This window comes from Arthrobacter sp. NicSoilB4, assembly GCF_019977335.1.
In the GTDB taxonomy this organism is placed as follows: domain Bacteria; phylum Actinomycetota; class Actinomycetes; order Actinomycetales; family Micrococcaceae; genus Arthrobacter.
Window position 1 is genome coordinate 1,014,584 of sequence record NZ_AP024653.1, and the last position, 23,550, is coordinate 1,038,133.

Annotated in this window: 20 protein-coding genes and 1 pseudogene; 16 read left to right on the forward strand and 5 right to left on the reverse strand. The window is 65.8% G+C overall.

The annotated features are described in order from the left end of the window. Nucleotides 1–886 precede the first annotated feature (886 nt). The 5 genes and pseudogenes from LDO13_RS18630 to sdhC all read right to left on the reverse strand — a co-directional run. Nucleotides 887–991: pseudogene (locus LDO13_RS18630) on the reverse strand (thrombospondin type 3 repeat-containing protein); the annotation flags it as partial. A 1,072-nt stretch (nucleotides 992–2,063) separates the two neighbouring features. Beyond that, entirely contained in the window at nucleotides 2,064–2,846 is a 783-nt protein-coding gene (locus LDO13_RS04610) for a succinate dehydrogenase iron-sulfur subunit (RefSeq protein ID WP_056433008.1), read from the reverse strand. Nucleotide 2,847: 1 nt separating this feature from the next. Then, nucleotides 2,848–4,656: a succinate dehydrogenase flavoprotein subunit gene (sdhA, locus tag LDO13_RS04615; RefSeq protein ID WP_224048884.1), complete on the reverse strand. Its 1,809-nt coding sequence runs from the start codon at nucleotides 4,654–4,656 to the stop codon at nucleotides 2,848–2,850. A 125-nt stretch (nucleotides 4,657–4,781) separates the two neighbouring features. After that, nucleotides 4,782–5,279 carry a succinate dehydrogenase hydrophobic membrane anchor subunit gene (locus LDO13_RS04620; protein WP_224048885.1) on the reverse strand — a complete coding sequence of 166 codons (498 nt, stop codon included), beginning with the start codon at nucleotides 5,277–5,279 and terminating at the stop codon, nucleotides 4,782–4,784. 2 nt (nucleotides 5,280–5,281) lie between these two features. After that, nucleotides 5,282–5,617: a succinate dehydrogenase, cytochrome b556 subunit gene (sdhC, locus tag LDO13_RS04625; RefSeq protein WP_056433017.1), complete on the reverse strand. Its 336-nt coding sequence runs from the start codon at nucleotides 5,615–5,617 to the stop codon at nucleotides 5,282–5,284. Between the two features lie 350 nt (nucleotides 5,618–5,967). Between sdhC and LDO13_RS04630 the strand changes: the two genes are divergently transcribed. From LDO13_RS04630 to eno, 16 genes are all read left to right on the forward strand, one after another. Further along, a complete protein-coding gene (locus LDO13_RS04630) occupies nucleotides 5,968–7,125 on the forward strand; it encodes a sugar phosphate nucleotidyltransferase (protein WP_224048886.1) in 1,158 nt (385 codons plus the stop codon). A gap of 129 nt (nucleotides 7,126–7,254) precedes the next feature. Beyond that, nucleotides 7,255–8,454 carry an amidohydrolase gene (locus LDO13_RS04635; protein WP_224048887.1) on the forward strand — a complete coding sequence of 400 codons (1,200 nt, stop codon included), beginning with the start codon at nucleotides 7,255–7,257 and terminating at the stop codon, nucleotides 8,452–8,454. A gap of 295 nt (nucleotides 8,455–8,749) precedes the next feature. Beyond that, nucleotides 8,750–9,214 (forward strand): MarR family transcriptional regulator, encoded by a 465-nt coding sequence (locus LDO13_RS04640; protein ID WP_224048888.1) that lies wholly within the window; start codon nucleotides 8,750–8,752, stop codon nucleotides 9,212–9,214. A 118-nt stretch (nucleotides 9,215–9,332) separates the two neighbouring features. Next, nucleotides 9,333–9,764 carry an organic hydroperoxide resistance protein gene (locus tag LDO13_RS04645; RefSeq protein WP_224048889.1) on the forward strand — a complete coding sequence of 144 codons (432 nt, stop codon included), beginning with the start codon at nucleotides 9,333–9,335 and terminating at the stop codon, nucleotides 9,762–9,764. Then, nucleotides 9,761–10,792 carry an NADP-dependent oxidoreductase gene (locus LDO13_RS04650; protein WP_224048890.1) on the forward strand — a complete coding sequence of 344 codons (1,032 nt, stop codon included), beginning with the start codon at nucleotides 9,761–9,763 and terminating at the stop codon, nucleotides 10,790–10,792. The genes LDO13_RS04645 and LDO13_RS04650 overlap by 4 nt, the downstream gene beginning before the upstream one ends. A 310-nt stretch (nucleotides 10,793–11,102) precedes the next feature. Then, nucleotides 11,103–12,173, forward strand: coding sequence for a BMP family ABC transporter substrate-binding protein (locus LDO13_RS04655; protein WP_224049664.1), 1,071 nt, complete (start codon nucleotides 11,103–11,105; stop codon nucleotides 12,171–12,173). 167 nt (nucleotides 12,174–12,340) lie between these two features. Next, nucleotides 12,341–14,032, forward strand: coding sequence for an ABC transporter ATP-binding protein (locus LDO13_RS04660; protein WP_224048891.1), 1,692 nt, complete (start codon nucleotides 12,341–12,343; stop codon nucleotides 14,030–14,032). Continuing rightward, nucleotides 14,025–15,428 carry an ABC transporter permease gene (locus tag LDO13_RS04665; RefSeq protein ID WP_224048892.1) on the forward strand — a complete coding sequence of 468 codons (1,404 nt, stop codon included), beginning with the start codon at nucleotides 14,025–14,027 and terminating at the stop codon, nucleotides 15,426–15,428. The genes LDO13_RS04660 and LDO13_RS04665 overlap by 8 nt, the downstream gene beginning before the upstream one ends. Beyond that, complete coding sequence (locus LDO13_RS04670) at nucleotides 15,425–16,753, forward strand: ABC transporter permease (protein WP_224048893.1); 1,329 nt, start codon at nucleotides 15,425–15,427, stop codon at nucleotides 16,751–16,753. The genes LDO13_RS04665 and LDO13_RS04670 overlap by 4 nt, the downstream gene beginning before the upstream one ends. 2 nt (nucleotides 16,754–16,755) lie before the next feature. After that, a complete protein-coding gene (locus LDO13_RS04675) occupies nucleotides 16,756–17,160 on the forward strand; it encodes a cytidine deaminase (RefSeq protein WP_056433046.1) in 405 nt (134 codons plus the stop codon). Nucleotides 17,161–17,174: 14 nt separating this feature from the next. Further along, nucleotides 17,175–18,491, forward strand: a complete 1,317-nt coding sequence (locus LDO13_RS04680; RefSeq protein ID WP_224048894.1) for a thymidine phosphorylase — start codon at nucleotides 17,175–17,177, stop codon at nucleotides 18,489–18,491. A 138-nt stretch (nucleotides 18,492–18,629) separates the two neighbouring features. Beyond that, a complete protein-coding gene (locus LDO13_RS04685; RefSeq protein ID WP_224048895.1) occupies nucleotides 18,630–19,265 on the forward strand; it encodes a VTT domain-containing protein in 636 nt (211 codons plus the stop codon). A gap of 112 nt (nucleotides 19,266–19,377) precedes the next feature. Then, nucleotides 19,378–20,154, forward strand: coding sequence for a DedA family protein (locus tag LDO13_RS04690; RefSeq protein ID WP_224048896.1), 777 nt, complete (start codon nucleotides 19,378–19,380; stop codon nucleotides 20,152–20,154). Nucleotides 20,155–20,224: 70 nt separating this feature from the next. Then, the gene (locus tag LDO13_RS04695) at nucleotides 20,225–21,376 is read left to right on the forward strand and encodes an adenosine deaminase (protein WP_224048897.1); all 1,152 of its coding nucleotides are present in this window, start codon (nucleotides 20,225–20,227) and stop codon (nucleotides 21,374–21,376) included. A gap of 67 nt (nucleotides 21,377–21,443) precedes the next feature. Then, complete coding sequence (locus LDO13_RS04700) at nucleotides 21,444–22,082, forward strand: MazG nucleotide pyrophosphohydrolase domain-containing protein (protein WP_224049665.1); 639 nt, start codon at nucleotides 21,444–21,446, stop codon at nucleotides 22,080–22,082. 157 nt (nucleotides 22,083–22,239) lie between these two features. Then, nucleotides 22,240–23,520, forward strand: coding sequence for a phosphopyruvate hydratase (gene eno, locus LDO13_RS04705; RefSeq protein ID WP_224048898.1), 1,281 nt, complete (start codon nucleotides 22,240–22,242; stop codon nucleotides 23,518–23,520). The last annotated feature ends 30 nt before the right edge of the window (nucleotides 23,521–23,550 follow it).

Consider the following 23,550-nt stretch of genomic DNA (forward strand, 5'->3'; position numbering starts at 1 on the left):
CAATGCCGTTGGCGTAGGGCACCGTGATCGAGATTGTTGGTTCCCAGACGGGGAAGCAGACCGTCGTCAGTTCCGTGAGCCACGCGGAAATGCCGCCGCCGCTTAGCCAGGACTTCAGCTTCTGCACCACGCTATCGCCGTTCAGCAGCGAGTCGACGACGTTGTTGAGTTTCAGGAATTGCGCATCCACCGCTCTTTGGACCACCAGATGCAACTCTTGGCCTTGAGCCGGGGACAGCGACTTTAGCCGGCTGAAGGCCTTAGCCACCGCGATGTCGGTTTCTCGTTTGAGATCGCTTATGACGGCCCGCACGGAGGTTGCCAGTTGGACCTCCTTGCCTTTCCCGTATTTGGCGATCAGCTGTGAAATTTTTTTGGCTGCAACTTTTTCCGCTGTCTGCCTCAACCCGATCTTGTCGGCGAGCGTGGCGAAGTCGAAGCACATGTCGAGCCGGCTCTGCGCGGCGATGACCACTCCTCCCGGGCGAACTTCGGTGGGCAGCAACAGGGTCGCATCCGGGGCCTCCGCGGTGGTAAACCCCAAAGATTGGAGGACGCCGGCGGTCACGCCGGCCAATGCGGTGGCGTCGTAGTCCACGTTTCGCACGCTGACATAGGGCTGTCCGGCTGCATCGGTGCAGAGCCGGTAGATTGCGGTGACATCAAATGCAAAGAGGCTTGCGCTGGCTGTTCCGGCTTCAGCCGTGACGCCTGAACGGAAGGATCTGCAGTTGTCCGGGCATCCGTGGTTAGCCGCCGTTCCGACAACCAAAGGACAGGCGTCCGGGCCGTCCTGGACCGCGTCCCCGTCAGTGTCGGCGTTCACCGGGTTCGTTCCCGCCGACGCCTCCTGGGTATTGTCCAGTCCGTCCCCGTCGATGTCCGAGTCGCACACGTCGCCAATCGAATCCGCGTCGAGGTCGGTCTGCCCTGGATTGGGAACCGATCCACAGTTGTCGGTGCCGTCCAGGACGCCGTCATTGTCGGCGTCCTCGGAAACGCACCCGTTCGCCGTTCCGGCCACAACCGGACAGCGGTCGGCGCCATCGCGGAAGCCGTCGCCATCCGTGTCGGGATTGGACGGGTCCGTGGACAGGTCGAATTCCGTGCAATCCGGAAGGCTGTCGGCGTCGGAGTCGACGGCAACATCACAGACGGTCCGCCGAAACTTCCACGTCGTTTTCTGCTGGGACGTCAGCGAATATCCGATTGAGGGGTCCGCGTCCTCGGAATTGACGATGCACTCTCCAGCTACGGCCTGGACATCGTAGGAGACAATCTCCAGGGGGTCGTTGCCGCTCTGCCCGCCGCACCCGGAAACTCCGATGATGGGAGGATAGCCTGACTCGCCAACGGAGGTGTCGCTGGACGGCGAACAGCCCGTGACTGTGACTGTGCTCGTCACCGGAAACCTCGTATCGGCGTTGAAGATCCCCTCGAACGCCGGTCCAAACGGATCCCGGGTGTAGAGAAAGACGGTGAGGTCGCCTACACCGGTCCCGGCCCCCGTAGTTGTCCAGGTTGTTGTCGACGGGCAATCTCCCGGGTTGAAGTCGACGGCTTGCGACGCAAGCGATGCTGACCAGACCGCCCCGCAAGTCCGGCCTGTGCCGGGAGCGGAAACGAAGGAGGCTTCATAGGAATCGTTCTGGCTCTGGTCTGCATCGGACCTTGACCATGAGGTAGTTGTGGTTGTCGTCGCCGCGCCGTACCAGGGGCATTCTTCGGATGAAGGCTGGGCCGGCGGGAGATCTGCAGCAACCGCTGCCGATGCCGGCGCGATAATTGAATAGCTCAGGACGAGAGCGGAAAAAACCGCGACGATGCGCTGTTTGACGCGTGAACCAGGCATGGGGAACCCCTTCTGGGTGCAGAACTGTAGCCATGAATACATAGGCACGCTGTCCCAGAACCGCCGTGTCAGCACACTGTAGGCCCGCCGCTCGTGGCGGTCAATGGGATTGCCTCAGCCGGGAGCTTCCTACCGGTACGACGACGGCGCCCCTCACCGGAAGGTGAGAGGCGCCGTCGTCTGTTGCTTTTTGGTTTACGTGGAGCTAACGCTAGATCTTGCGGGACAGGATGGCCTGCTTGACCTCGGCGATGGCCTGCGTGACCTGGATGCCGCGCGGGCACGCCTCGGTGCAGTTGAAGGTGGTGCGGCAGCGCCACACGCCTTCCTTGTCGTTGAGGATCTCCAGGCGCATGTCGCCGGCGTCATCGCGGGAATCGAAGATGAAGCGGTGGGCGTTGACGATTGCCGCCGGGCCGAAGTACTGGCCGTCGGTCCAGAACACCGGGCAGGACGACGTGCACGCGGCGCAGAGGATGCACTTGGTGGTGTCGTCGAACCGCTCGCGGTCCTCGGCGGACTGCAGGCGTTCCTTGGTGGGCTCGTGGCCACGGTTGATCAGGAAGGGCATGACCTCGCGGAAGGACTGGAAGAACGGTTCCATGTCCACGATCAGGTCCTTCTCCACCGGGAGGCCCTTGATCGGCTCGACCGTGATGGGCTTGGACGTGTCCAAGTCCTTCAGCAGGGTCTTGCAGGCGAGGCGGTTGCGGCCGTTGATGCGCATGGCATCGGAGCCGCAGACGCCGTGGGCACAGGAACGGCGGAAGGAGACGCTGCCGTCCATCTCCCACTTGATCTTGTGCAGGGCGTCGAGGACGCGGTCGGTGCCGTACATGGTGACCTTGAAGTCATCCCAGGTGGCGTCCTCGGAGACCTCCGGGTTGTAGCGGCGCACGCGCAAGGTCACATCGAAGGACGGGATTTCCCCGCCGCCTCCGATGTGGGCGGGCAGTTCAATCTTGGAGGCTGGCTCAGCGAGTTCAGCGGTCATCTTAGTACTTCCTCACCATCGGCTCGTAACGCGTAAAGACCACCGGTTTGGTGGCAAGCCGGATGCCGGCTGTTGTTTTTGCGGTTCCCGCAGCCCCATCCGCAGGAGCATGCTCATCCTTGTACGCCATGGAGTGCTTCATGAATTTTTCGTCGTCGCGCTCGGGGAAGTCCTCGCGGAAGTGGCCGCCGCGGGATTCCTCGCGGTGCAGGGCCGCCACGGTCATGACCTTGGCGAGTTCCAGCAGGAAGCCCAGTTCCACGGCCTCCAGGAGGTCCAGGTTGAAGCGCTTGCCCTTGTCCTGGACGCTGATCCGCTGGTACCGCTCCTCGAAGGAGGCGATGTCCGTCAGGACCTGGTTCAGCGTCTCCGCGGTGCGGAACACCTGCATGTTGGCATCCATGGTGTCCTGCAGTTCCTTGCGGATCGCAGCGACCTTCTCGGTGCCGTCGGAGGTGCGGACGTGGTTCAGCAGGTCCAGCGTGTAAGCCTCCGGGTCAACGGGGAGTTCCACGAAGTCGGCGGTCTTGGCGTACTCCGCGGCGGCGATGCCGGCGCGCTTGCCGAAGACGTTGATGTCCAGCAGCGAGTTGGTGCCCAGGCGGTTGGAACCATGCACGGAGACGCAGGCAACCTCACCGGCGGCGTAGAGGCCCGGGACGACGGTGTCGTTGTCCTGGAGCACCTCGGCGCTGATGTTGGTGGGGATGCCGCCCATGGCGTAGTGCGCCGTCGGGAACACCGGCACCGGTTCGGTGTACGGCTCCACACCGAGGTAGGTGCGGGCGAATTCGGTGATGTCCGGCAGCTTGGCGTCGATGTGCGCCGGCTCAAGGTGCGTCAGGTCCAGGAGGACGTAGTCCTTGTTCGGGCCGCAGCCGCGTCCCTCACGGACTTCGTTGGCCATGGAGCGGGCCACGATATCGCGGGGGGCGAGGTCCTTGATGGTCGGGGCGTAGCGCTCCATAAAGCGCTCACCCTCGGAGTTGCGCAGGATCGCGCCTTCGCCGCGGGCAGCCTCGGAGAGGAGGATGCCCAGGCCCGCCAGGCCTGTCGGGTGGAACTGGAAGAACTCCATGTCCTCCAGGGGGATGCCGCGGCGGAAGGCGATGCCCATGCCGTCACCGGTCAGGGTGTGTGCGTTGGAGGTGGTCTTGAAGACCTTGCCGGCGCCGCCGGAGGCGAACACCACGGACTTGGCCTGGAAGACGTGCAGCTCGCCGGAGGCGAGGTCGTAGGACACGACGCCGGCAACGCGCTTCTGCTTGTAAGGGGTGCCGTCCTCGCGGACCGCGTCTTCCTCGACGGTCAGCAGGTCAAGGACGTAGTACTCGTTGTAGAACTCGACGTTGTGCTTGACGCAGTTTTGGTACAGGGTCTGCAGGATCATGTGGCCGGTGCGGTCGGCGGCGTAGCAGGCACGGCGGACCGGGGCCTTGCCGTGGTCGCGGGTGTGGCCGCCGAAACGGCGCTGGTCGATCCGGCCCTCGGGCGTGCGGTTGAACGGCAGGCCCATCTTTTCCAGGTCCAGGACGGCGTCGATCGCTTCCTTCGCCATGACCTCGGCTGCGTCCTGGTCAACCAGGTAGTCGCCGCCCTTGATGGTGTCGAAGGTGTGCCACTCCCAGTTGTCTTCCTCAACGTTGGCCAGGGCTGCGCACATGCCGCCCTGAGCCGCGCCGGTGTGGGAGCGGGTGGGGTACAGCTTGGTCAGTACTGCTGTTCGGGCGCGCTGACCGGATTCGATCGCCGCGCGCATCCCGGCGCCACCGGCACCGACGATGACGACGTCGTACTTATGGACCTGCATACCAGACGCTCTTTCTCTCAAAATTCGCTAACAACACCGGCCGGCGGAGCCTGCCCGGTGAAATCTCGTGGAGATCCCTGGCCCGCACGGGCAGGCAGGGATCGGTTGCCGCAAGGGCTGCGCCGCTACGGCGCCGGGCAGAACCCGCCGGGCAGCTGGACACCGTTGACCACGGGGCACGGGTCAAAGGTGAAGATGACCAGTGTGCCGAGGATGATGATGACAGTGGTGGCCGCATAGAGAACGATCTTCAGCCACAGGCGCGTGGCGTCCTTTTCGGCGTAGTCGTTGATGATGGTGCGGACACCGTTCGTGCCGTGCAGCATGGCGAGCCACAGCATGGCCAGGTCCCAGATCTGCCAGAACGGGTCGGCCCACTTGCCGGCCACAAAACCGAAGTCGATCGCGTGGATGCCTTCGCCGACGAGGAGGTTGACGAACAGGTGTCCGAAGATCAGCACCACGAGGACAACGCCGGACAGCCGCATGAAGAGCCAGGCGAGCATCTCGAAGTTCCCCTTGGAGCTGCCGTTGCGGCGGTACTGCGGAGCGATCCGGTTGCTGCCCACCTTGGCGGCGGCCGCCTTCGGGCTGCGGGGGCTCTGAATATCAGTTGCGCTCATGGCTAGTGACCTCCAAGGGCGAGGGAAAGGTGGCGGATGGAGAAGCCCACCATGACGACTGCCCAGAGAATGAGCACTGTCCACAGCATCTGGCGCTGGTACTTCGCGCCCTTCTTCCAGAAGTCGACGGCGATGATCCGCAGGCCGTTGAAGGCGTGGAACACGATCGCTGCGACAAGGCCCGTTTCACCCAGGGCCATCAGGGGGTTCTTGTAGGCACCGATCACGGCGGTGTAGGCCTCGGGGGACACACGCACCAATGAGGTGTCCAGCACATGGACCAACAAGAAGAAAAAGATCACTACACCGGTAATGCGGTGTCCCACCCAGGACCACATGCCTTCACGGCCGCGGTACAAGGTGCCAGCTGGTTTTGTCGGCACTGAATAAACCTCCCTGCAACACAGCGGCGCTGGCATGGGATCCACGCGGGGGGAACGCCTGCTGCGAGAGCACTCGTAAGCTCAAGCCTAAATCTAGGCTTCGCTCACAGCTTATTCAATTCAGCCACCCGTCGGTGACGGCGCCCCGGCGGGGTTTTCCTCGAGTTTTGAGACTAACGCCACATTCCGTGGACTGCGCGGGAGCGCCGCCGTTACTTAAAGGACGGCAGCCGGGAGGGCTGCGGCGGACCGCGACCGGCACCGGATCAAAGACGATTGCACCACGTTCGGCTAAAGTAGCCGTGATGACTACAGAAAAAGTGACAAGCCAGGACCACACGCAGGATCCGGCCCAAGGTTCGGCCCTGGGCCGGTTTATTGCGGTGATTCCGGCCGGCGGCGTGGGGACCCGCCTTTGGCCGCTGTCGCGGGCAGCAGCCCCCAAGTTCCTTCACGACCTCACCGGTTCGGGCAGTACCCTGCTGAGATCCACCTTCGACCGGCTTGAGCCGCTCGCCGGCAAGCACATGCTCGTGGTGACCGGTATGGCCCACCGCGACGCGGTCTGCCGCCAGCTCCCGGAGATTGACGACGCGGACCTGGTGCTCGAGAGCGAGCCCAAGGACTCCGGTGCAGCCATCGGGCTGGCCGCGGCGATCCTGCACGAGCGCGATCCGGACACGATCATGGGCTCGTTCGCGGCGGATCAGGTGATCAGCCCCGACGGACTGTTCCATGACGCCGTCAGGGAGGCCATCCACGCTGCCGCCGCCGGCAAGATCGTCACGATCGGCATCAAGCCCACGCACCCCTCCACCGGTTTCGGCTACATCCGGGCCGGAAAGAACCTCGGCGTGGGCGGCGCCCCCAGCGCCCAGGCCGTCGTCGAGTTCGTGGAGAAGCCCAGCGAGGAAGTGGCCCAGCAGTATCTCGACAGTGGCGAGTACGTCTGGAACGCCGGGATGTTCGTTGCTCCCGTCGCGCTGATGCTCAAGCACCTCGAAGCCAACCAGCCCGAGCTGTTCGCCGGGGTCCAGGAGATCGCCCGGGCCTGGGATACGCCGCAGCGCGACGAGGTCCAGGCCCGCGTCTGGCCCACCCTGCCCAAGATCGCGATTGACTATGCCGTGGCCGAACCGGCCGCCGCCGCCGGCGACGTCGCCGTCGTGCCCGGAACGTTCCGCTGGGACGACGTCGGCGACTTTGCCTCGGTGGGCCGGCTCAACAGCGCCAAGGAAGTCAAGGACGTCACCGTGATCGGCGACGGCGCCCGCGTCTTCACCGAGGACGCCAGCGGCGTAGTGGTCTCCGATACCAAACGCTTGATCGCGCTGATCGGGATCAAGGACGTGGTTGTAGTCGACACTCCCGATGCCTTGCTCGTGATGCACAAGGAACACTCCCAGCGTGTGAAGCAGGCCGTTGACGCTCTCACGGCCAGCGGCGACACGGACGTCCTTTAGTTTGACGTCCCCTAGTTTCCGGCGTCCTCCGGGCCTTTCGGCCCTACCGGGGGCGCCGGAAGTGTTTCCCGATCCGTAACGCGCCGTACGCGATGCCGCTATTTTTTGTGCGCTCGCTAGAGTTATTCTGTGCGCAACTACTCAACTGAAGCTGAGCCCACCACGCTGGTGGGACCGTGGCTCGAGCCCCTGCTGCCGGAGCTGATCGCCTTCCGGCGGGACCTGCACGCGCACCCGGAGCTCTCCTTCAAGGAATTCCGGACCACGGACAAACTCGCCAAGCGCCTCGAGGAAGCGGGCCTCAAACCCCGGCGTCTCGAAGGGACGGGCCTTACAGTCGACATCGGAGACGGTCCGATCGCCACCGCCCTGCGCGGCGACATTGACGCGTTGCCCATCATCGAGGAAACAGGCTTGCCGTTCGCCTCGAAGAACCACGGTGTCACGCACGCCTGCGGCCACGACGTCCACACCGCGACGATGCTCGGAGCGGCCCTGGTGCTGCAGCGGATGCATGAGGTGTCGCCGCTTCGCGGTTCGGTCCGGATCATCTTCCAGCCCGCCGAGGAAACCATGCCCGGCGGAGCCCAGAGCTGCATCGAGCAGGGCGTCCTCGAAGGTGTTCCCCGGATCCTTGCCCTGCACTGTGACCCCCGCATCGATGTGGGCAAGATCGGCACCCGGATCGGCGCCATCACCTCCGCCTCGGACACCATCAAGATCGAACTGACCGGCCGCGGCGGGCACACCTCGCGCCCGCACCTGACCGAAGAGCTGGTCTTCGCCCTGGCCCAGATCGCGGTCAACGTCCCGGCGGTGCTGTCCCGCCGCGTTGACGTCCGCAGCGGCGTCTCGGTGGTCTGGGGGCACATCTCCGCCGGCTCCGCCCCTAACGCGATCCCGGCCAGCGGCTACATGGCGGGCACCATGCGCTGCCTGGACCGCGACGCCTGGCACAACGCCGGCCAAATCCTCGACGAGGTTGTGCAACAGATCGCCGCACCGTACGGCGTCGACGTGCACCTGGAACACACCCGCGGCGTGCCCCCCGTGGTGAACTCGGAACACGAGACCGCCCTGATCGAAGCCGCGGCCCGCGCCGAAATCGGCGAGAGCTCGGTGGTCCTGACCCCGCAGTCCATGGGCGGCGAGGACTTCGCCTGGTTCCTCGCGGACCTCCCCGGCGCCATGATGCGCCTCGGCACCAAGACCCCGGGCGGCGAGGAGTACGACCTGCACCGCGGCGACTACATCCTGGACGAACGCGCCCTGGGCCTGGGCATCCAGGTCCTCACCGCGGCAGCCCTCCGCACCATCCGCGACCTCTAAACCCCGCAGCTACCCGCGGCTTTCGCCTCCGGGTGTTCCTGCCCCATCCTTTTGTTCTGCTGCCCTGCGCACGGGAGCGGCCGCCGTGCGGGGTTTCCCCACCTTTGCCGGCGCGACGCCGGGACGCGCCGGGCGTTCGGGCGGACTCGCCAGCGGCGCCTTGCAAACATGGGGAAATCCGGCGGATTCCCGCGGCATTGGCCCCTTGCAGGGCGGAAGGCACGGTTACAGCCCGCTTCATTAGATTGTGCACAACTAAATTGTTCACAATCGAATTGTGCGGTACGGTGGATTCATGACCCCGCCGCAAAAGGCAGCCCCTGCCAGCCAGGAAGCCCCGCGCCTCAACCGGCAACTGTGCTTCGCCATGTACTCCGCATCGCGGGCGGCCACCGCCGCCTACCGGCCGATGCTCGACGAACTCGGCCTGACCTACCCGCAGTACCTCGTCATGCTGGTCCTCTGGGAAGAGGAGCCGCGCAGCGTCCGCGAACTGGGGGAGGAGCTGGGGCTCGACTCCGGCACACTCTCCCCGCTGCTCAAGCGGCTCGAAGCGCTGGGGTTCGTGGAGCGGCGCCGGTCCGCGGCGGACGAACGCCGGGTGGAGGTCCACCTCACCGGAGCCGGTGCAGCGCTGAGCGCACGGTCCACAGGCATCCCGCAGCGGCTCGCCGATGCGGCCGGGCTTTCTCCCGCAGAACTTGACCAGCTGCGGGAGACCCTCGGCCGGCTCGCCGCCGCACTGCACACCCCCCGCTGAAGCCGCCGACGTCGAAATCGCCGGAGGCGCGCCAGTCCGCCGGTAGTTTACGGCGCCCGCGCAGGCTTCCGGCGAGTTTGCCGCCTGCCACCAGATTGTCCCAACAGATCGGATCCCCATGAAGACTCTCTACACAGCTGAGGCCCTGGCCTCGGGCGATGGCCGGGACGGCACCGCCGTCACCAAGGACGGAAAACTCCATGTGGCCCTGGCCAGCCCGGTGGAACTCGGCGGCGACGGCGAAGGCACCAACCCGGAGCAGCTCTTCGCCGCCGGGTATGCGGCCTGTTTCCACTCGGCCCTGCGCCTCGTCGGCCGCCAGCAAAAGGCGGACCTGACGGATTCCGCCGTCGCCGCCCGGATCCACCTCGGCGCCCTCGGCGACGGAACCGGCTACGGCATCGCCGCGGAACTCGAGATCGCCCTGCCCGCCGTCGACCGGAAAACGGCGGAGGCCCTCGTGGCCAGGGCACACGAAGTCTGCCCCTACTCCAATGCCACCCGAGGCAACATCACTGTCGACATCAAGATCCTGGAGGTCGCCGCATGAGCGCCAGCACCGAAACCATCACCCTTCCCGCCACCACCCGCGAAATCCAGCTGGCGTCCCGCCCGCACGGCCGCCCCGTGCCGGAGAACTTCCGCCTGGCCGAGACTGCCCTGCCCGAACTGCAGGACGGCCAGGTCCTGGTCCGCAACCTCTTCATCTCCGTGGATCCCTACATGCGCGGCCGGATGAACGACGTTAAGTCCTACTCGCAGCCGTTTGCCTTGGACGCCGCACTCGACGGCGGCGCCGTCGGCGAGGTCATCGCGTCCCGGTCCGCGGACCTCTTGGTGGGCGACGCCGTCGTCCACTCCCTGGGATGGCGCGAATATGCCGTGCTCGACGCCGGCGCAACCACTCCCGCCCGCACCGATCTGGCCCCTGCACCGGCCTTCCTGGGCGCGCTCGGCATGACCGGCCTGACTGCGTACGCAGGCCTGCTGAAGGTGGCGGAGTTCAAGGCCGGCGAGGTCGTCTTCGTCTCGGGCGCGGCCGGTGCGGTCGGCTCACTGGTGGGGCAGATCGCCAAGGCCATGGGTGCGTCCCGTGTCATCGGCAGCGCAGGCTCGCCGGAAAAGGTGGCCCGGCTGCTGGAGCTCGGCTTCGACGCCGCGTTCAACTACCATGACGGTCCGGTGGCCGCGCAGCTGGCCGAGGCCGCCGGCGAACGCGGGATCGACGTGTACTTCGACAACGTCGGCGGGGAACACCTCGAAGCCGCGCTGTCGGCGCTCACCGTCGGCGGCCGCGTGGCAATGTGCGGCGCCATCTCGCAATACAACTCCACCGAACCCACCCCGGCACCCCGGAACCTCATGCAGGCGATCGGCAAGCAGCTGACCCTGAAGGGCTTCCTGGTCAGCGGCTACTGGCAGCACATGGCCGAGTTCGTCGGGACCATGTCCGGCTGGCTCGCCGACGGCACCGTTCGCTACGACGAGACCATTGTGGACGGACTCGAAAACGCCCCGCAGGCCTTCATGGATCTCCTCGACGGGGCCAACACCGGCAAGATGCTGGTCCGCCTCTAGCCCGGTCTGCACGCTGCAAGGCCCCGCACCGGTGCTGCCGGCGCGGGCTTTGTTGTCTCTACCGCTTGGTAACAAGTTCTCAACAATCTGTGGAATCGCTGTGAACTGTGCTACCTCGACGTGTCACAGGACACTAAAGTGGCTTGCATCAGTGCGCCTCGGCGCAGTGCTGCGAAATCCATCAGTGAAAACAGCGTTTCAGCGGCAATCCCGCCAACAGACACTCATTGAGCTCACGTCGTAGCGCCTACTCTTTCTTCCTGGAGGAAAATTGAAGAACTCTCTGCGTGCAACCTTCAAGCGCGGTTCAATGGCCGGAGTCGCCACCGCCGGTGCGGCTGCACTTCTGCTGACCGGTTGCGGGGCCGCCCCGACGGCCAGCAGCAGCGCCTCTGCCACGGCCAGCAACTACACAGGCTGCATTGTCTCCGACTCCGGTGGATTCGACGACCAGTCGTTCAACCAGTCCTCCTACGAAGGGCTGAAGAAGGCCGAGAAGGACCTGGGCATCAAGGTCAACCAGGCCGAGTCCAAGACCAACAACGACTTCGAGCCGAACCTGCGCGCCATGGTCACCGCCGGCTGCAACCTGACCGTCACGGTCGGCTTCCTGCTCGGCGACGCCACCAAGTCCCAGGCCACGGCCAACCCGAACAGCCACTTCGCCATCATCGACTTCGGCTACGAGACCCCGATCAGCAACGTCAAGCCGATCATCTACGACACGGCCCAGGCTGCCTTCCTGGCGGGCTACCTCGCAGCAGGCACCACCAAGACCGGAACGGTTGCCACCTTCGGCGGCATCAAGATCCCCACCGTCACCATCTTCATGGACGGCTACGCCGACGGTGTCAAGTACTACAACGAGAAGAACGGCAAGGACGTCAAGGTTCTTGGCTGGGACAAGGCCAAGCAGGACGGCTCCTTCACCGGTGACTTCGAAAAGCAGGACAAGGGCAAGCAGTTCACCCAGAACTTCCTGGACCAGGGCGCGGACATCGTGATGCCCGTTGCCGGTCCGGTCGGCAAGGGCGCGGGCGCGGCCCTGAAGGAAGCCAAGGCGGCAGGCAAGGACGTCAAGCTCATCTGGGTTGACTCCGACGGCTTCCTCACGGCACCGGATTACAAGGACATCATGCTCTCCTCCGTCATGAAGCTGATGGGCGAGGCCGTCGAGACCGTTGTGAAGGAAGACACGGAAGGCAAGTTCAGCAACACCCCGTACGTTGGCACCCTCGCGAACGACGGCGTGCAGCTGGCTCCGTTCCACGACCTGGACTCCCAGGTCCCGGCCCAGCTCAAGTCTGACCTGGACCAGATCAAGAAGGACATCGCCTCCGGCAAGCTGAAGGTTGAATCCGCAGCCAGCCCGAAGGTCTAACTTCCCTTAGCTAAGCGCCACGGCCCGTACGGTCATCCACCGCACGGGCTGTGGCGCTTTTCGTTGCGCGGACTGACTCCGCTTCCGGCTGCAGGCACTACGCTGGTTCTGCAGCCCCATCATCCGTCCGGGTCCAATCGCCGGACACTTCGAGATTGGTCAGAGTTTTGAAACTTGAACTCAAGGGGATCACCAAACGCTTCGGCTCCCTGGTAGCCAACGATCACATTGATGTGGTTGTTGAACCCGGGCAGATTCACTGTCTGCTCGGTGAGAACGGCGCGGGTAAGTCCACGCTGATGAACGTCCTGTATGGACTGTACGAGCCCACTGAGGGCCAGATCCTCATCGACGACAAACCCGTCACCTTCCGCGGCCCGGGCGACGCCATGGCCGCGGGCATCGGCATGGTGCACCAGCACTTCATGCTGGTCCCGGTTTTCACGGTTGCCGAAAACGTCGCCCTGGGCGCGGAAACCACCAAGGCCGGCGGATTCCTGAACCTGGACGACACCCGCCGGAAGATCAAGGAGATCTCCGACCGGTACGGCTTCGACGTCGACCCGGACGCCCTGATCGAGGACCTTCCCGTCGGCGTGCAGCAGCGCGTCGAAATCATCAAGGCTCTGGTCCGCGACGCCAAGGTGCTCATCCTTGATGAGCCCACGGCCGTGCTGACGCCGCAGGACACCGATGAGCTCCTGGACATCATGCGCCAGCTCAAAAGCCACGGCACCTCGATCGTCTTCATTTCGCACAAGCTCCGCGAGGTCAAGGCCGTCTCCGACACCATCACGGTGATCCGGCGCGGCAAAGTGGTCGGAAGCGCCGACCCGGGCGCCTCGACGACCGAACTTGCCTCCCTGATGGTGGGCCGCGCCGTGAACCTGACACTGGACAAGGCCCCGGCCAAGCCGCAGGAGACTACCTTCCAGGTCAAGGACCTCACAGTGATCGCCCCCAGCGGCCAGCATGTTGTGGACGGCATCAGCTTCGACATCGCACGAGGGGAGATCCTCGCCGTCGCCGGTGTCCAGGGCAACGGCCAGACCGAACTGACCGAGGCCATCCTGGGCCTCCATGAACGCGCCCAGGGATCGATCCTGCTGGACGGCGAAGAACTCCTCGGCCGCAGCGTTAAGGACGTGCTGAACTCCGGCGTCGGCTTCGTGCCCGAAGACCGCTCGGTCGACGGCCTGATCGGCACCTTCTCGATCGCCGAAAACCTGATTTTGGACCGCTACGACAAGGCTCCGTTCGCCAAGGGCATCAGCATGAGCCCGGCCAAGGTCCTGGAGAACGCCAAGACCCGCATCGACGAGTTCGACGTGCGCACGCCGTCGGGTTCGCTGGCGGCGGGCACCCTCTCCGGCGGCAACCAGCAGAAGGTTGTGATGGCCCGGGAGCTCTCCCGGCCGCTGCGGCTCTTCATAGCCTCCCAGCCCACCCGCGGCGTGGACGTCGGATCCATCGAGTTCCTGCACAAGCGCATCGTCGCCGAGCGTGACCACGGCACCCCCGTGATGATCGTGTCCACCGAACTGGACGAGGTGATCGAACTCGCCGACCGGATCGCAGTGCTCTACAAGGGCAAGCTGGTCGGGATCGTCCCGGCAGGCACAGGACGCGACGTCCTCGGCCTGATGATGGCGGGCCTGTCCCCGCAGGACGCCCTCGCGGACGCCGCAAGCAAGCAGACGGCTGCCCGTCCCGGGGAAGTACCCGCTGAGCAACCGGCCGAAAACGCCGCAGCGAACGCGGCCGAAAACGCCGCCGCGAACAGAGAAACGAACCAGGCGCCCGCCGCCCAGCCCGTGCAGGAGCCCCGCTCCGGCGCCGTAGGAGACGACCATGAGTGAGAACAACGAGCCGCGACACTCGGCTGAACCGGATCCGGACCGGATTCCCAAAACCCAGGCTCCGAACCCGGAGTCCCAGGATCCCTTGGAAGACGACGCCGACTTCGTCACCTCGCTGGACACAGCCGGCGGGGCGATGCGGCCATCAGCGGTTCCGGTCTCCGCCCAGAGCGGGGCACTCCCCGGCGCTGAGGAACCGGATTCGGTGCTGCGCAAGATCTTCACCGGCAACGGCATCGTGACCATCCTGGCCGTCCTCCTCGCCCTGATCCTTGGCGGCCTGCTCATTGCCGCCACGGACAAGGTGGTAGCGGCCACGTCGAGCTACCTCTTTGCCCGGCCCACCGACTTCCTTTCTGCAGTCTGGTCAGCCGCCACCGGCTCCTACGTCGCGCTCTTCCAGGGCTCTGTGTTCAACCCGCGGGGGAGCGGCATCGGCGGACAGTTCGCTCCGCTGATGGAAACCCTCACCATCGCCACGCCGCTGATTACCGCCGGCCTCGGCGTCGCACTGGCATTCCGTGCTGGCCTCTTCAACATCGGTGCCCAGGGCCAGATCATCATGGCCGGCATTCTTGCCGCCTGGGTGGGCTTCGCTCTGGACCTGCCGGTGGGGCTCCACCTGCTGCTCGTCCTGATCGCCGGCGTCATCGGCGGTGCCATCTGGGGCGGACTCGTTGGTGTGCTCAAGGCGAAAACCGGCGCCCATGAGGTCATCGTGACCATCATGTTCAACTACATCGCCCTGTATTTCCTGCGCTACCTGCTGGACACGGACTTGTTCCAGCGGCCGGGGGAGACCACCCCGATTTCCCCGATCCTGGATCCCTCAGCGTTGTACCCGCAGCTCTTCGGCAGCCAGTACCGGCTGCACCTCGGCTTCCTGCTGGCCATCGCGGCGACCGTATTCGTCTCGTGGCTGCTGAACCGGTCAACGATCGGCTTCGAATTCCGCGCCGTCGGCGCCAACCCCAAGGCGGCACTGACCGCCGGCATCAACGTCCCCCGCGCCACCATCCTGGTGATGACCCTGGCCGGCGGCCTGGCCGGGCTGGCCGGCGTCGCGCAGGTGGCGGGCACCGAAAAGGTACTCACCGACGGAGTCGCGGCAACCTACGGCTTTGATGCCATCACCGTCGCACTGCTCGGACGTTCGACGCCGTGGGGCACGTTCGCCGCCGGCATCCTGTTCGGCGCCTTCCGCGCCGGTGCGGTCCAGATGCAGATCCAGACCGGCACGCCGATCGACATCGTGCTGGTGGTCCAGTCGCTCATCGTGCTGTTCATCGCGGCGCCGCCGCTGATCCGGGCGATCTTCGGAATGAACCCGCGCAAGAAGAAGGCCGCAACCGCCGGCAAGACCCAGAAGGCAGCAACCACCGGAGGTGCAGCATGAGCACAACAGCAACAGCGCCCGTACCGGGTGGCCCGCAGGGCAAGCCGGAGCAGGCAAAGGAACGCAAGCAGACAGTGTCCGCCAAGCCCGTCACCTGGAAGCTGCCGGTCACGCTGTCGGTGCTGGCCACCGTCGCCTTCATCTTCTTTGGCCTGATGGGCCCGCAAGGAACCGCTAAGTTCGGGGTCTCCTCCGGGGGCGACTTCTTCCAGCTGCCGGCGATCGAAGTCCCCGCATTCCTCAGCGGCATAGTGCTCTCCTTGGTCCTGCTGGGCCTCGCGGGCTACGCCTTGGTCCTGAAGGCGAAAAGGAACCAGCGGCCGCCCCGCTGGTTGCCGGTCGTCTTCACCATCGTTTTCGTGGTTGCCTTCCTGATCTGGGTCGTCGGCGGCGCGCGGACTCCCAGCATCTCGCTGGCCGGCCTCATCGCCGGGTCCGTGACCCTCGCCGTGCCGATTGTCTTCGGTTCCCTCTCCGGTGTCCTGTGCGAACGCGCCGGCGTCGTTAACATCGCCATCGAAGGCCAGCTCCTGGGCGGCGCCTTCACCGCCGCAATCGTCGCCAGCATGACCGACAACCCGTACCTCGGCCTGCTCGCGGCGGCCGTAGCCGGAGCACTCGTGTCGATGGTGCTGGCGGTCTTCAGCATCAAGTACGTGGTCAACCAGATCATCGTCGGTGTGGTGCTCAACGTGCTGATCTCGGGCCTCACCGGCTTCCTGTTCAGCACCGTGATGCAGGCGAACAAGGAAATGTTCAACTCGCCCGGCCGGCTTCCCATCATCGAGATCCCGGTCCTGTCCAGCATCCCGGTCCTCGGCCCCATCCTCTTCAAGCAGTCCGTCGTGGGCTACCTGATGTACGTGGCCGTGATTGTGGTGTGGATCGGCCTGTTCAAGACCAAGTGGGGCCTCCGGGTCCGCTCCGTCGGCGAACACCCGCAGGCCGCCGACACGCTGGGCATCAAGGTCAACGCGACCCGTTTCTGGAACGTCACGCTCGGCGGAGCCGTCGCCGGAATCGGCGGATCGTTCTTCACCCTCGTGGCGATTGACAGCTTCACGAAGGAGATTTCGGGTGGCCGCGGCTTCATCGCCCTCGCCGCGATGATCCTGGGCCGCTGGAACCCGATCGGGGCGTTCTTCGCCGCACTGCTGTTCGGCTTCGCCGACAACCTGCAGAGCATTGTGACGATCATCGGCACCCCCGTGCCGAGCCAGTTCATGGCCATGCTGCCGTACCTCGTGACCGTGTTCGCCGTCGCCGGACTCGTTGGCCGCTCCCGGCCACCGGCCGCCAGCGGCATACCGTACGTCAAGGGTTGACCATGGACAGCGCCGACGTCGACTGGGCGGCCCTCGAGGCCGCCGCGGTCGCCGCCATGGAAAACGCCTATGCGCCGTATTCGAAGTTCGCGGTGGGGGCAGCTGCCCTCACCGCGGACGGCCGGATCGTCAGCGGCTGCAATGTCGAAAACGCCAGCTACGGGCTGACCTTGTGCGCCGAGTGCGCCCTCGTGGGCAATCTGCACATGACCGGAGGCGGCCTGCTCCGCGCCTTCTACTGCGTGGATGCCGGCGGCAACGTCCTTATGCCCTGCGGACGCTGCCGGCAGCTGCTCTACGAATTCAGGGCTCCCGACATGGAGCTCATGACCACCCAGGGAATCAAGACCATGGACCAGGTCCTTCCCGATGCCTTTGGCCCCCAACACCTGGAGGAACCCCGGTGACACCAACTCCCAACATGCCTGCCGATAACGCGAACGCGTTTGACGCCGTCGACATCATCCGCATCAAGCGCGACAAGGGTGTGCTCAGCCCCGCCCAGATCGACTGGACCATCGACGCGTACACGCGCGGTGCCATCGCCGACGAGCAGATGGCGGCCCTGAACATGGCCATCCTGCTCAACGGCATGGACCGGGCCGAGATTTCGCGCTGGACCGCGGCGATGATCGCTTCCGGCGAACGGATGGACTTCTCCAGCCTGCGCCGCGCGGACGGCAGCGTGAAGCCCACCTCCGACAAGCACTCCACCGGCGGAGTCGGGGACAAGATCACCCTGCCGCTCGCACCGCTGGTGGCGGTCTTCGGCGTCGCCGTGCCGCAGCTCTCCGGCCGCGGGCTCGGCCACACCGGCGGCACCCTGGACAAGCTCGAATCCATCCCGGGCTGGCGCGCGGACATGAGCAACGAGGAAATGCTGGCCCAGCTCCAGGACGTCGGCGCGGTCATCTGCGCCGCGGGCGCCGGACTGGCCCCGGCCGACAAGAAGCTCTACGCCCTGCGGGACGTCACCGGCACCGTCGAGGCGATCCCGCTGATCGCTTCCTCGATCATGAGCAAAAAGATCGCCGAAGGCACCGGCTCGCTGGTGCTCGACGTCAAGGTCGGCAGCGGCGCCTTTATGAAGGACGAGGCGCGCGCCCGCGAACTCGCCGAGACCATGGTGGCCCTGGGCAAGGACGCCGGCGTCAACACCGTCGCGCTCCTGACCAACATGAACACGCCACTGGGCCTCACCGCCGGCAACGCGATTGAGGTCGAGGAATCGGTCGAGGTGCTTGCCGGCGGGGGCCCGGAAGACGTCGTCGAACTGACCGTCCGGCTCGCGGAGGAGATGCTGGCCTGCGCCGGCGTCCGCGACGCCGACCCCCGCGCCGCGCTCCGGGACGGCCGGGCTATGGACGTCTGGAACCGGATGATCGAGGCGCAGGGCGGCGACCCGCGTGCCAAGCTTCCGGTCGCCCGGGAGTCCGAGGTCATCTACGCACCGGCCGACGGCGTGCTCGTGGAACTCGACGCTCTGGCCGTCGGCGTCGCAGCCTGGCGCCTCGGCGCAGGACGCGCCCGCAAGGAGGACCAGGTCCAGGCCGGCGCCGGCGTGCGTATGCACGCGAAACCGGGCGCCATGGTCAAGGCCGGCGAGCCGCTGATGACGCTCCTGACGGACACCCCGGAGAAGTTCGAGCGGGCCAAGGAAGCCCTCGAACACGCCGTCGTGGTTGCCCCGGAAGGCTCCCGCCCGGCGCAGAAGCTGATCATCGACCGCATCGCCTAGCACCGCCGGACACCGTTGCCCTGTCACCTGTGGTCCCCAAACCCCAAATTTGGCCGCCACAAGTGATAGGGCAACGGGCGTGCCGGCCCCGCAGTACACTGGCACGACAGCCGTCCGCCCGTTGTTTGTAAGGAAACTGTGCAGGCAATCAACGACTTCATCCTGGCCGCCGCGGGGCAACCCTGGGTGCTCGTCCTCGTGTTCGCGTGCTGTGTGATTGACGGCTTCTTCCCGCCCATTCCAAGCGAATCCGTCGTCGTGGGACTCGCCGCAGTGGCAGCCACCGCCGATGTCCCCAACCCGGCGTTCCTGGCCGCGACAGCCGCCGCCGGCGCCTTTCTTGGCGACAACATCGCCTACCTGATCGGCCGCCGCACGGGGACGCAGCGCTGGGCCTGGATGCGCGGCCCCCGTATGCAGAGGGCATTCCGGTGGGCCGGCACGGAGCTGCGCAAACGCCCAGCCTCCCTGATCCTCGTGGCACGCTTCGTGCCGATCGGCCGCGTCGCCGTCAACCTGACGGCCGGCGCCACCCACTTCCCCCGGTCACGCTTCGTCGGGCTCACGGTGCTCTCCGCGGTGCTCTGGGCCTCGTATTCCGTCGCCATCGGCCTGTTCTTCGGCCAGTGGTTTGAAGAAAACCACTTGCTTGGGGTCATCGTCGCCGTGATCTGTGCGATCGGCCTGGGGATCCTGGTGGACCTGGTCATCAGCAGGCTGCGAGGGACGCTTCCCGAAGACGCTGAGCAGCCGGTCCCTCCGGCGGAGCCCTAAAGGCGCTAAGCCCAAAACTGTGAAGATTTGTCCCGGCCGAAACGTAGCGCATCCTTGCCGGCCATGGGACACTGAAGAGCGCTTTTCGTCACTTCCTAGGAGCAACGCCCGCGTGGAATTTATCAATGAGGCTATTCTCCATGCCGCGGGACAGTGGTGGATTTATCCGATTCTTACGATCTTCTGCTTCATCGACGGTTTCGTTCCGATTCTGCCTAGTGAAACCCTGATCGTCGCCTTGGGTGCCCTCTCTGTCACGTCCGGCCAGCCGAACATGTGGTGGGTTATGGCCGCGGCCGCCCTCGGGGCTATTGCCGGGGACAACATGGCCTATCTGCTCGGCCGGCACGTCGGCGTCGAACGCTTCCGGTGGATGCGCAAACCCAAGGTCCAGCGCGCCCTGGCCTGGGCGCGATATGAACTCGACAAGCGTGGCGCCATGTTGATCTTCACCGCCCGCTACATCCCGGTGGGACGCGTGGCCGTCAACTGGATCGCCGGCACCACGGCCTACCCCCGCCGCCGCTTCGTCATCCTCGACATCTTTGCCTCCGTCACGTGGGTGGCCTACTCCGCGGGCGTCGGCATCATCGCGGGCAACTGGGTGCACGAACACCCGCTGCTCGGGGTCGGGATCGCCATCGCCTTCGCCATCGTGCTGGGCATCGTGATCGACCACCTGCTGACCTGGCTGCACCGCTGGCGCGACACCCGGGGTGCCGCCGCCGCGGCCAGCCGGGCCGCCGGCCTCGCAGCCGAGGCCAAGGCCGCGCACGCCAAGGCGGCGCAGGACAACGCAGGGCACGGCAAGGCCGGGCAAGGCAACGCAGTTCACACCGCGCCCGCTGCGGCCGCGCCGTTGGCGGCGCCGGCCGACGTCGAGGCCTGAGTCCGCCGGGTCGCCGCGCGCACAGGCCCACCGGCTGGTGTTGCCCGGCCTCCGACCCTATGGTTGGAACGTGACTGAGATAATTCTTGACGCTGCCCCTGACCTCGAATTCGACCTGAAGGGCCTCCCCAAGGTTTCCCTTCACGACCACCTGGACGGCGGACTCCGTCCGGCCACCATCATTGAACTTGCCGAAGCCGTCGGACACACGCTGCCCTCCACCGACCCCGTCGCCCTGGGGGAGTGGTTCCGCGAATCCGCCAACTCCGGCTCGCTGGTCCGCTACCTCGAGACCTTCGACCACACCGTTGCCGTGATGCAGACGAAGGACGGCCTCTTCCGCGTCGCCAAGGAATTCGTCGAGGACCTCGCCGACGACGGGGTGGTCTACGGTGAAGTGCGCTGGGCCCCCGAGCAGCACCTGGCCAAGGGCCTGAGCCTGGACGAGGTCGTCGAGGCTGTCCAGGCGGGCCTCGACGCCGGTGTCGACGCCGTCGCCGAGACCGGCCGCGATATCCAGGTGGGCCAGCTGATCACCGCCATGCGCCACGCCGACCGAGGCCAGGAAATCGCCGAGCTCGCCGTCCGGCACCGCAACAACGGCGCCGTGGGCTTCGACATTGCCGGCGCCGAGGACGGCTTCCTGCCGTCCCGCTTCAAGGACGCCTTCACGTACCTGGCCCAGCACAACTTCCCGGCCACGGTCCACGCCGGTGAAGCTGCCGGACTCGAGAGCATCCAGTCCGCCCTGGTCGACGGACGCGCCCTGCGCCTGGGCCACGGCGTCCGCATCGCCGAGGACGTCACCGTGGAATTCGAAGCGGATGAGGACGCCGACAGCAGCGAGCTCGACGACAACATCGGTATGGTCACCCTCGGTGAGCTCGCCAGCTGGGTCCGCGACCGCGGCATCGCACTGGAGATCTGCCCCTCCTCCAACCTGCAGACCGGCGCCATCGCCGGCTTCGGCGAGGGAATCGAAAGCCACCCGCTGGACATGCTCTACCAGCTCGGCTTCAACGTCACGATCAACACGGACAACCGGCTCATGAGCGGCGTGACCCTCACGGACGAGTTCGAACTGCTGGTCGAGACGTTCGACTACGACCTCGACGACCTGCTGGAGCTGACGCTGAACGCCGCCGAGGCCGCCTTCCTTCCGCTCGAAGAGAAGGAAGCCCTCGTCGAATACATCAACGAGGCCTACGCCGACCTTGGCTAACGAGGACTCCAACGCGGTGGGCGCGCTGGTCGGCTGCATAGCCGAGCTGCGCGCCCACTGCCCCTGGATGGGCGCCCTCACCCATGAATCCCTCGTGGAGTACCTCCTCGAGGAAGCCTTTGAGGTGGCGGAAACCATCGAGACGGACGGCGGCGACGCCGAGCTGAAGGCTGAACTGGGCGACGTCCTGCTCCAGGTGGTCCTGCACGCCCGGCTCGCCCAGGAGCGCGGCTCCTTCGACCTTGACGACGTCGCCCGCGGCCTCACCGCCAAAATGATCCGGCGCAACCCGCATGTGTTTCGTCCGGACGGCTCACTGCAGGACTCCTTCCCGGCGACGGTGGAGGAAATCGTCCAGACGTGGGACGCCGTCAAGCGCTCGGAGCAGCTGTTGCACTCCGGGTCCGCGCACTCCAGCGCCGGAACCTCCCGGCAGGGAGCCCTCGACGGCGTTCCCGATGCCCTTCCCGCGTTGGCCCGGGCGCAGAAACTCCTGGACCGCGCCGAACGCGCCGGCTTCTTCGTCACGCTGTCCGCGGGGACGGCTGAGGTACCGGCGTCGGAAGACGATCTGGGGGACCTGCTTTTCGCCATCGCGGCAGCCGCCCGTGCCCGGGGGCTCGACGCCGAACGCGCCCTCCGGGGTGCCAACCGCCGCTTCCAGGCGGGCCGGCCAGCGGCACCGCCGCAGGAACCGTCCCCGTGATCCGCCAAAATGACGTCCGGGTTGTGGATAGGTTTCTGTAACTTATCCCACTCTCGACTAGGCTGGGAGGCGACGAGGACGTCGGTTTTTCAGCTTGTTTCCCAGCTTGATTCCAAACAGAACCCCAGCAGATCGCTTCACCCAAAGGAGCCTACCCATGGCGCTTATCGATGCCATCCACGCCCGCGAGATTCTCGATTCCCGTGGCAACCCCACCGTAGAAGTTGAAGTCCTGCTCTCTGACGGCCAGATCGGCCGCGCAGCAGTCCCCTCCGGAGCCTCCACTGGCGAGCACGAGGCCGTGGAACTCCGCGACGGCGACAAGGGCCGCTACCTCGGCAAGGGCGTCCAGAAGGCCGTCGACGCCGTTATCGACCAGATCGCCCCGGCCCTCATCGGTTTTGACGCCACCGACCAGCGCAGCATCGACCAGTCGATGATCGACCTGGACGGCACCGCCAACAAGAGCAAGCTCGGCGCCAACGCCATCCTGGGTGTCTCCCTGGCCGTCGCCAACGCCGCCGCGGCCTCCGCCGACCTGCCGCTCTACAAGTACCTCGGCGGACCGAACGCGCACGTCCTGCCGGTGCCGCTGATGAACATCCTCAACGGCGGCTCGCACGCCGACTCCGACGTCGACATCCAGGAATTCATGGTTGTGCCGCTCGGCGCCGAGACCTTCTCCGAAGGCCTGCGCTGGGGTGTCGAGGTTTACCACGCCCTCAAGGCGGTCCTGCAGGCGAAGGGCCTGTCCACCGGCCTCGGCGACGAGGGCGGCTTCGCGCCGAACCTGCCGTCCAACCGCGCAGCACTGGACCTTATCCAGGAAGCCATCCGGAACGCCGGCTACACCCCGGGCCAGGACATCGCGCTCGCCCTGGACGTGGCCTCCTCCGAGTTCTTCAAGGACGGCGCCTACCAGTTCGAAGGCAAGTCCCTCAGCTCCTCCGAGATGAGCGCCTACTACGCCGAGCTCGTTGCCGACTACCCGCTGGTTTCCATCGAGGATCCGCTGGACGAAAACGACTGGGAAGGCTGGAAGACCCTCACCGACGCCATCGGTGACAAAGTCCAGATCGTGGGTGACGACCTGTTCGTCACGAACCCGGAACGCCTGCAGACCGGCATTGATTCGAAGACCGCCAATTCGCTGCTGGTCAAGGTCAACCAGATCGGTTCCCTGACCGAAACCCTGGATGCCGTCTCCCTCGCCCAGCGCGCCGGTTACACCACCATCACCTCGCACCGCTCCGGCGAGACCGAGGACACCACGATCGCCGACATCTCCGTTGCCACCAATGCGGGTCAGATCAAGACCGGCGCCCCGGCCCGCTCCGAGCGCGTGGCCAAGTACAACCAGCTGCTGCGCATCGAAGAGGAACTCGACGACGCCGCACGCTACGCCGGCCGGAGCGCTTTCCCGCGTTTCAACGGCTAGTAACCGCACGAACAGGGAACCGGTGGCTAT

What these genes read in the sequence shown, in the direction of transcription:
- LDO13_RS04640 (WP_224048888.1), top strand. Translation starts at nt 8,750, where the DNA reads ATGACCCCGCCGCAAAAGGCAGCCCCTGCCAGCCAGGAAGCCCCGCGC.
- LDO13_RS04670 (WP_224048893.1), top strand. Translation starts at nt 15,425, where the DNA reads ATGAGCACAACAGCAACAGCGCCCGTACCGGGTGGCCCGCAGGGCAAG.
- LDO13_RS04655 (WP_224049664.1), top strand. Translation starts at nt 11,103, where the DNA reads ATGGCCGGAGTCGCCACCGCCGGTGCGGCTGCACTTCTGCTGACCGGT.
- sdhC (WP_056433017.1), bottom strand. Translation starts at nt 5,617, where the DNA reads ATGTGGTCCTGGGTGGGACACCGCATTACCGGTGTAGTGATCTTTTTC.
- LDO13_RS04610 (WP_056433008.1), bottom strand. Translation starts at nt 2,846, where the DNA reads ATGACCGCTGAACTCGCTGAGCCAGCCTCCAAGATTGAACTGCCCGCC.
- LDO13_RS04630 (WP_224048886.1), top strand. Translation starts at nt 5,968, where the DNA reads ATGACTACAGAAAAAGTGACAAGCCAGGACCACACGCAGGATCCGGCC.
- LDO13_RS04680 (WP_224048894.1), top strand. Translation starts at nt 17,175, where the DNA reads ATGCCTGCCGATAACGCGAACGCGTTTGACGCCGTCGACATCATCCGC.
- LDO13_RS04620 (WP_224048885.1), bottom strand. Translation starts at nt 5,279, where the DNA reads ATGAGCGCAACTGATATTCAGAGCCCCCGCAGCCCGAAGGCGGCCGCC.
- eno (WP_224048898.1), top strand. Translation starts at nt 22,240, where the DNA reads ATGGCGCTTATCGATGCCATCCACGCCCGCGAGATTCTCGATTCCCGT.
- LDO13_RS04675 (WP_056433046.1), top strand. Translation starts at nt 16,756, where the DNA reads ATGGACAGCGCCGACGTCGACTGGGCGGCCCTCGAGGCCGCCGCGGTC.
- sdhA (WP_224048884.1), bottom strand. Translation starts at nt 4,656, where the DNA reads ATGCAGGTCCATAAGTACGACGTCGTCATCGTCGGTGCCGGTGGCGCC.
- LDO13_RS04700 (WP_224049665.1), top strand. Translation starts at nt 21,444, where the DNA reads ATGGGCGCCCTCACCCATGAATCCCTCGTGGAGTACCTCCTCGAGGAA.
- LDO13_RS04665 (WP_224048892.1), top strand. Translation starts at nt 14,025, where the DNA reads ATGAGTGAGAACAACGAGCCGCGACACTCGGCTGAACCGGATCCGGAC.
- LDO13_RS04645 (WP_224048889.1), top strand. Translation starts at nt 9,333, where the DNA reads ATGAAGACTCTCTACACAGCTGAGGCCCTGGCCTCGGGCGATGGCCGG.
- LDO13_RS04650 (WP_224048890.1), top strand. Translation starts at nt 9,761, where the DNA reads ATGAGCGCCAGCACCGAAACCATCACCCTTCCCGCCACCACCCGCGAA.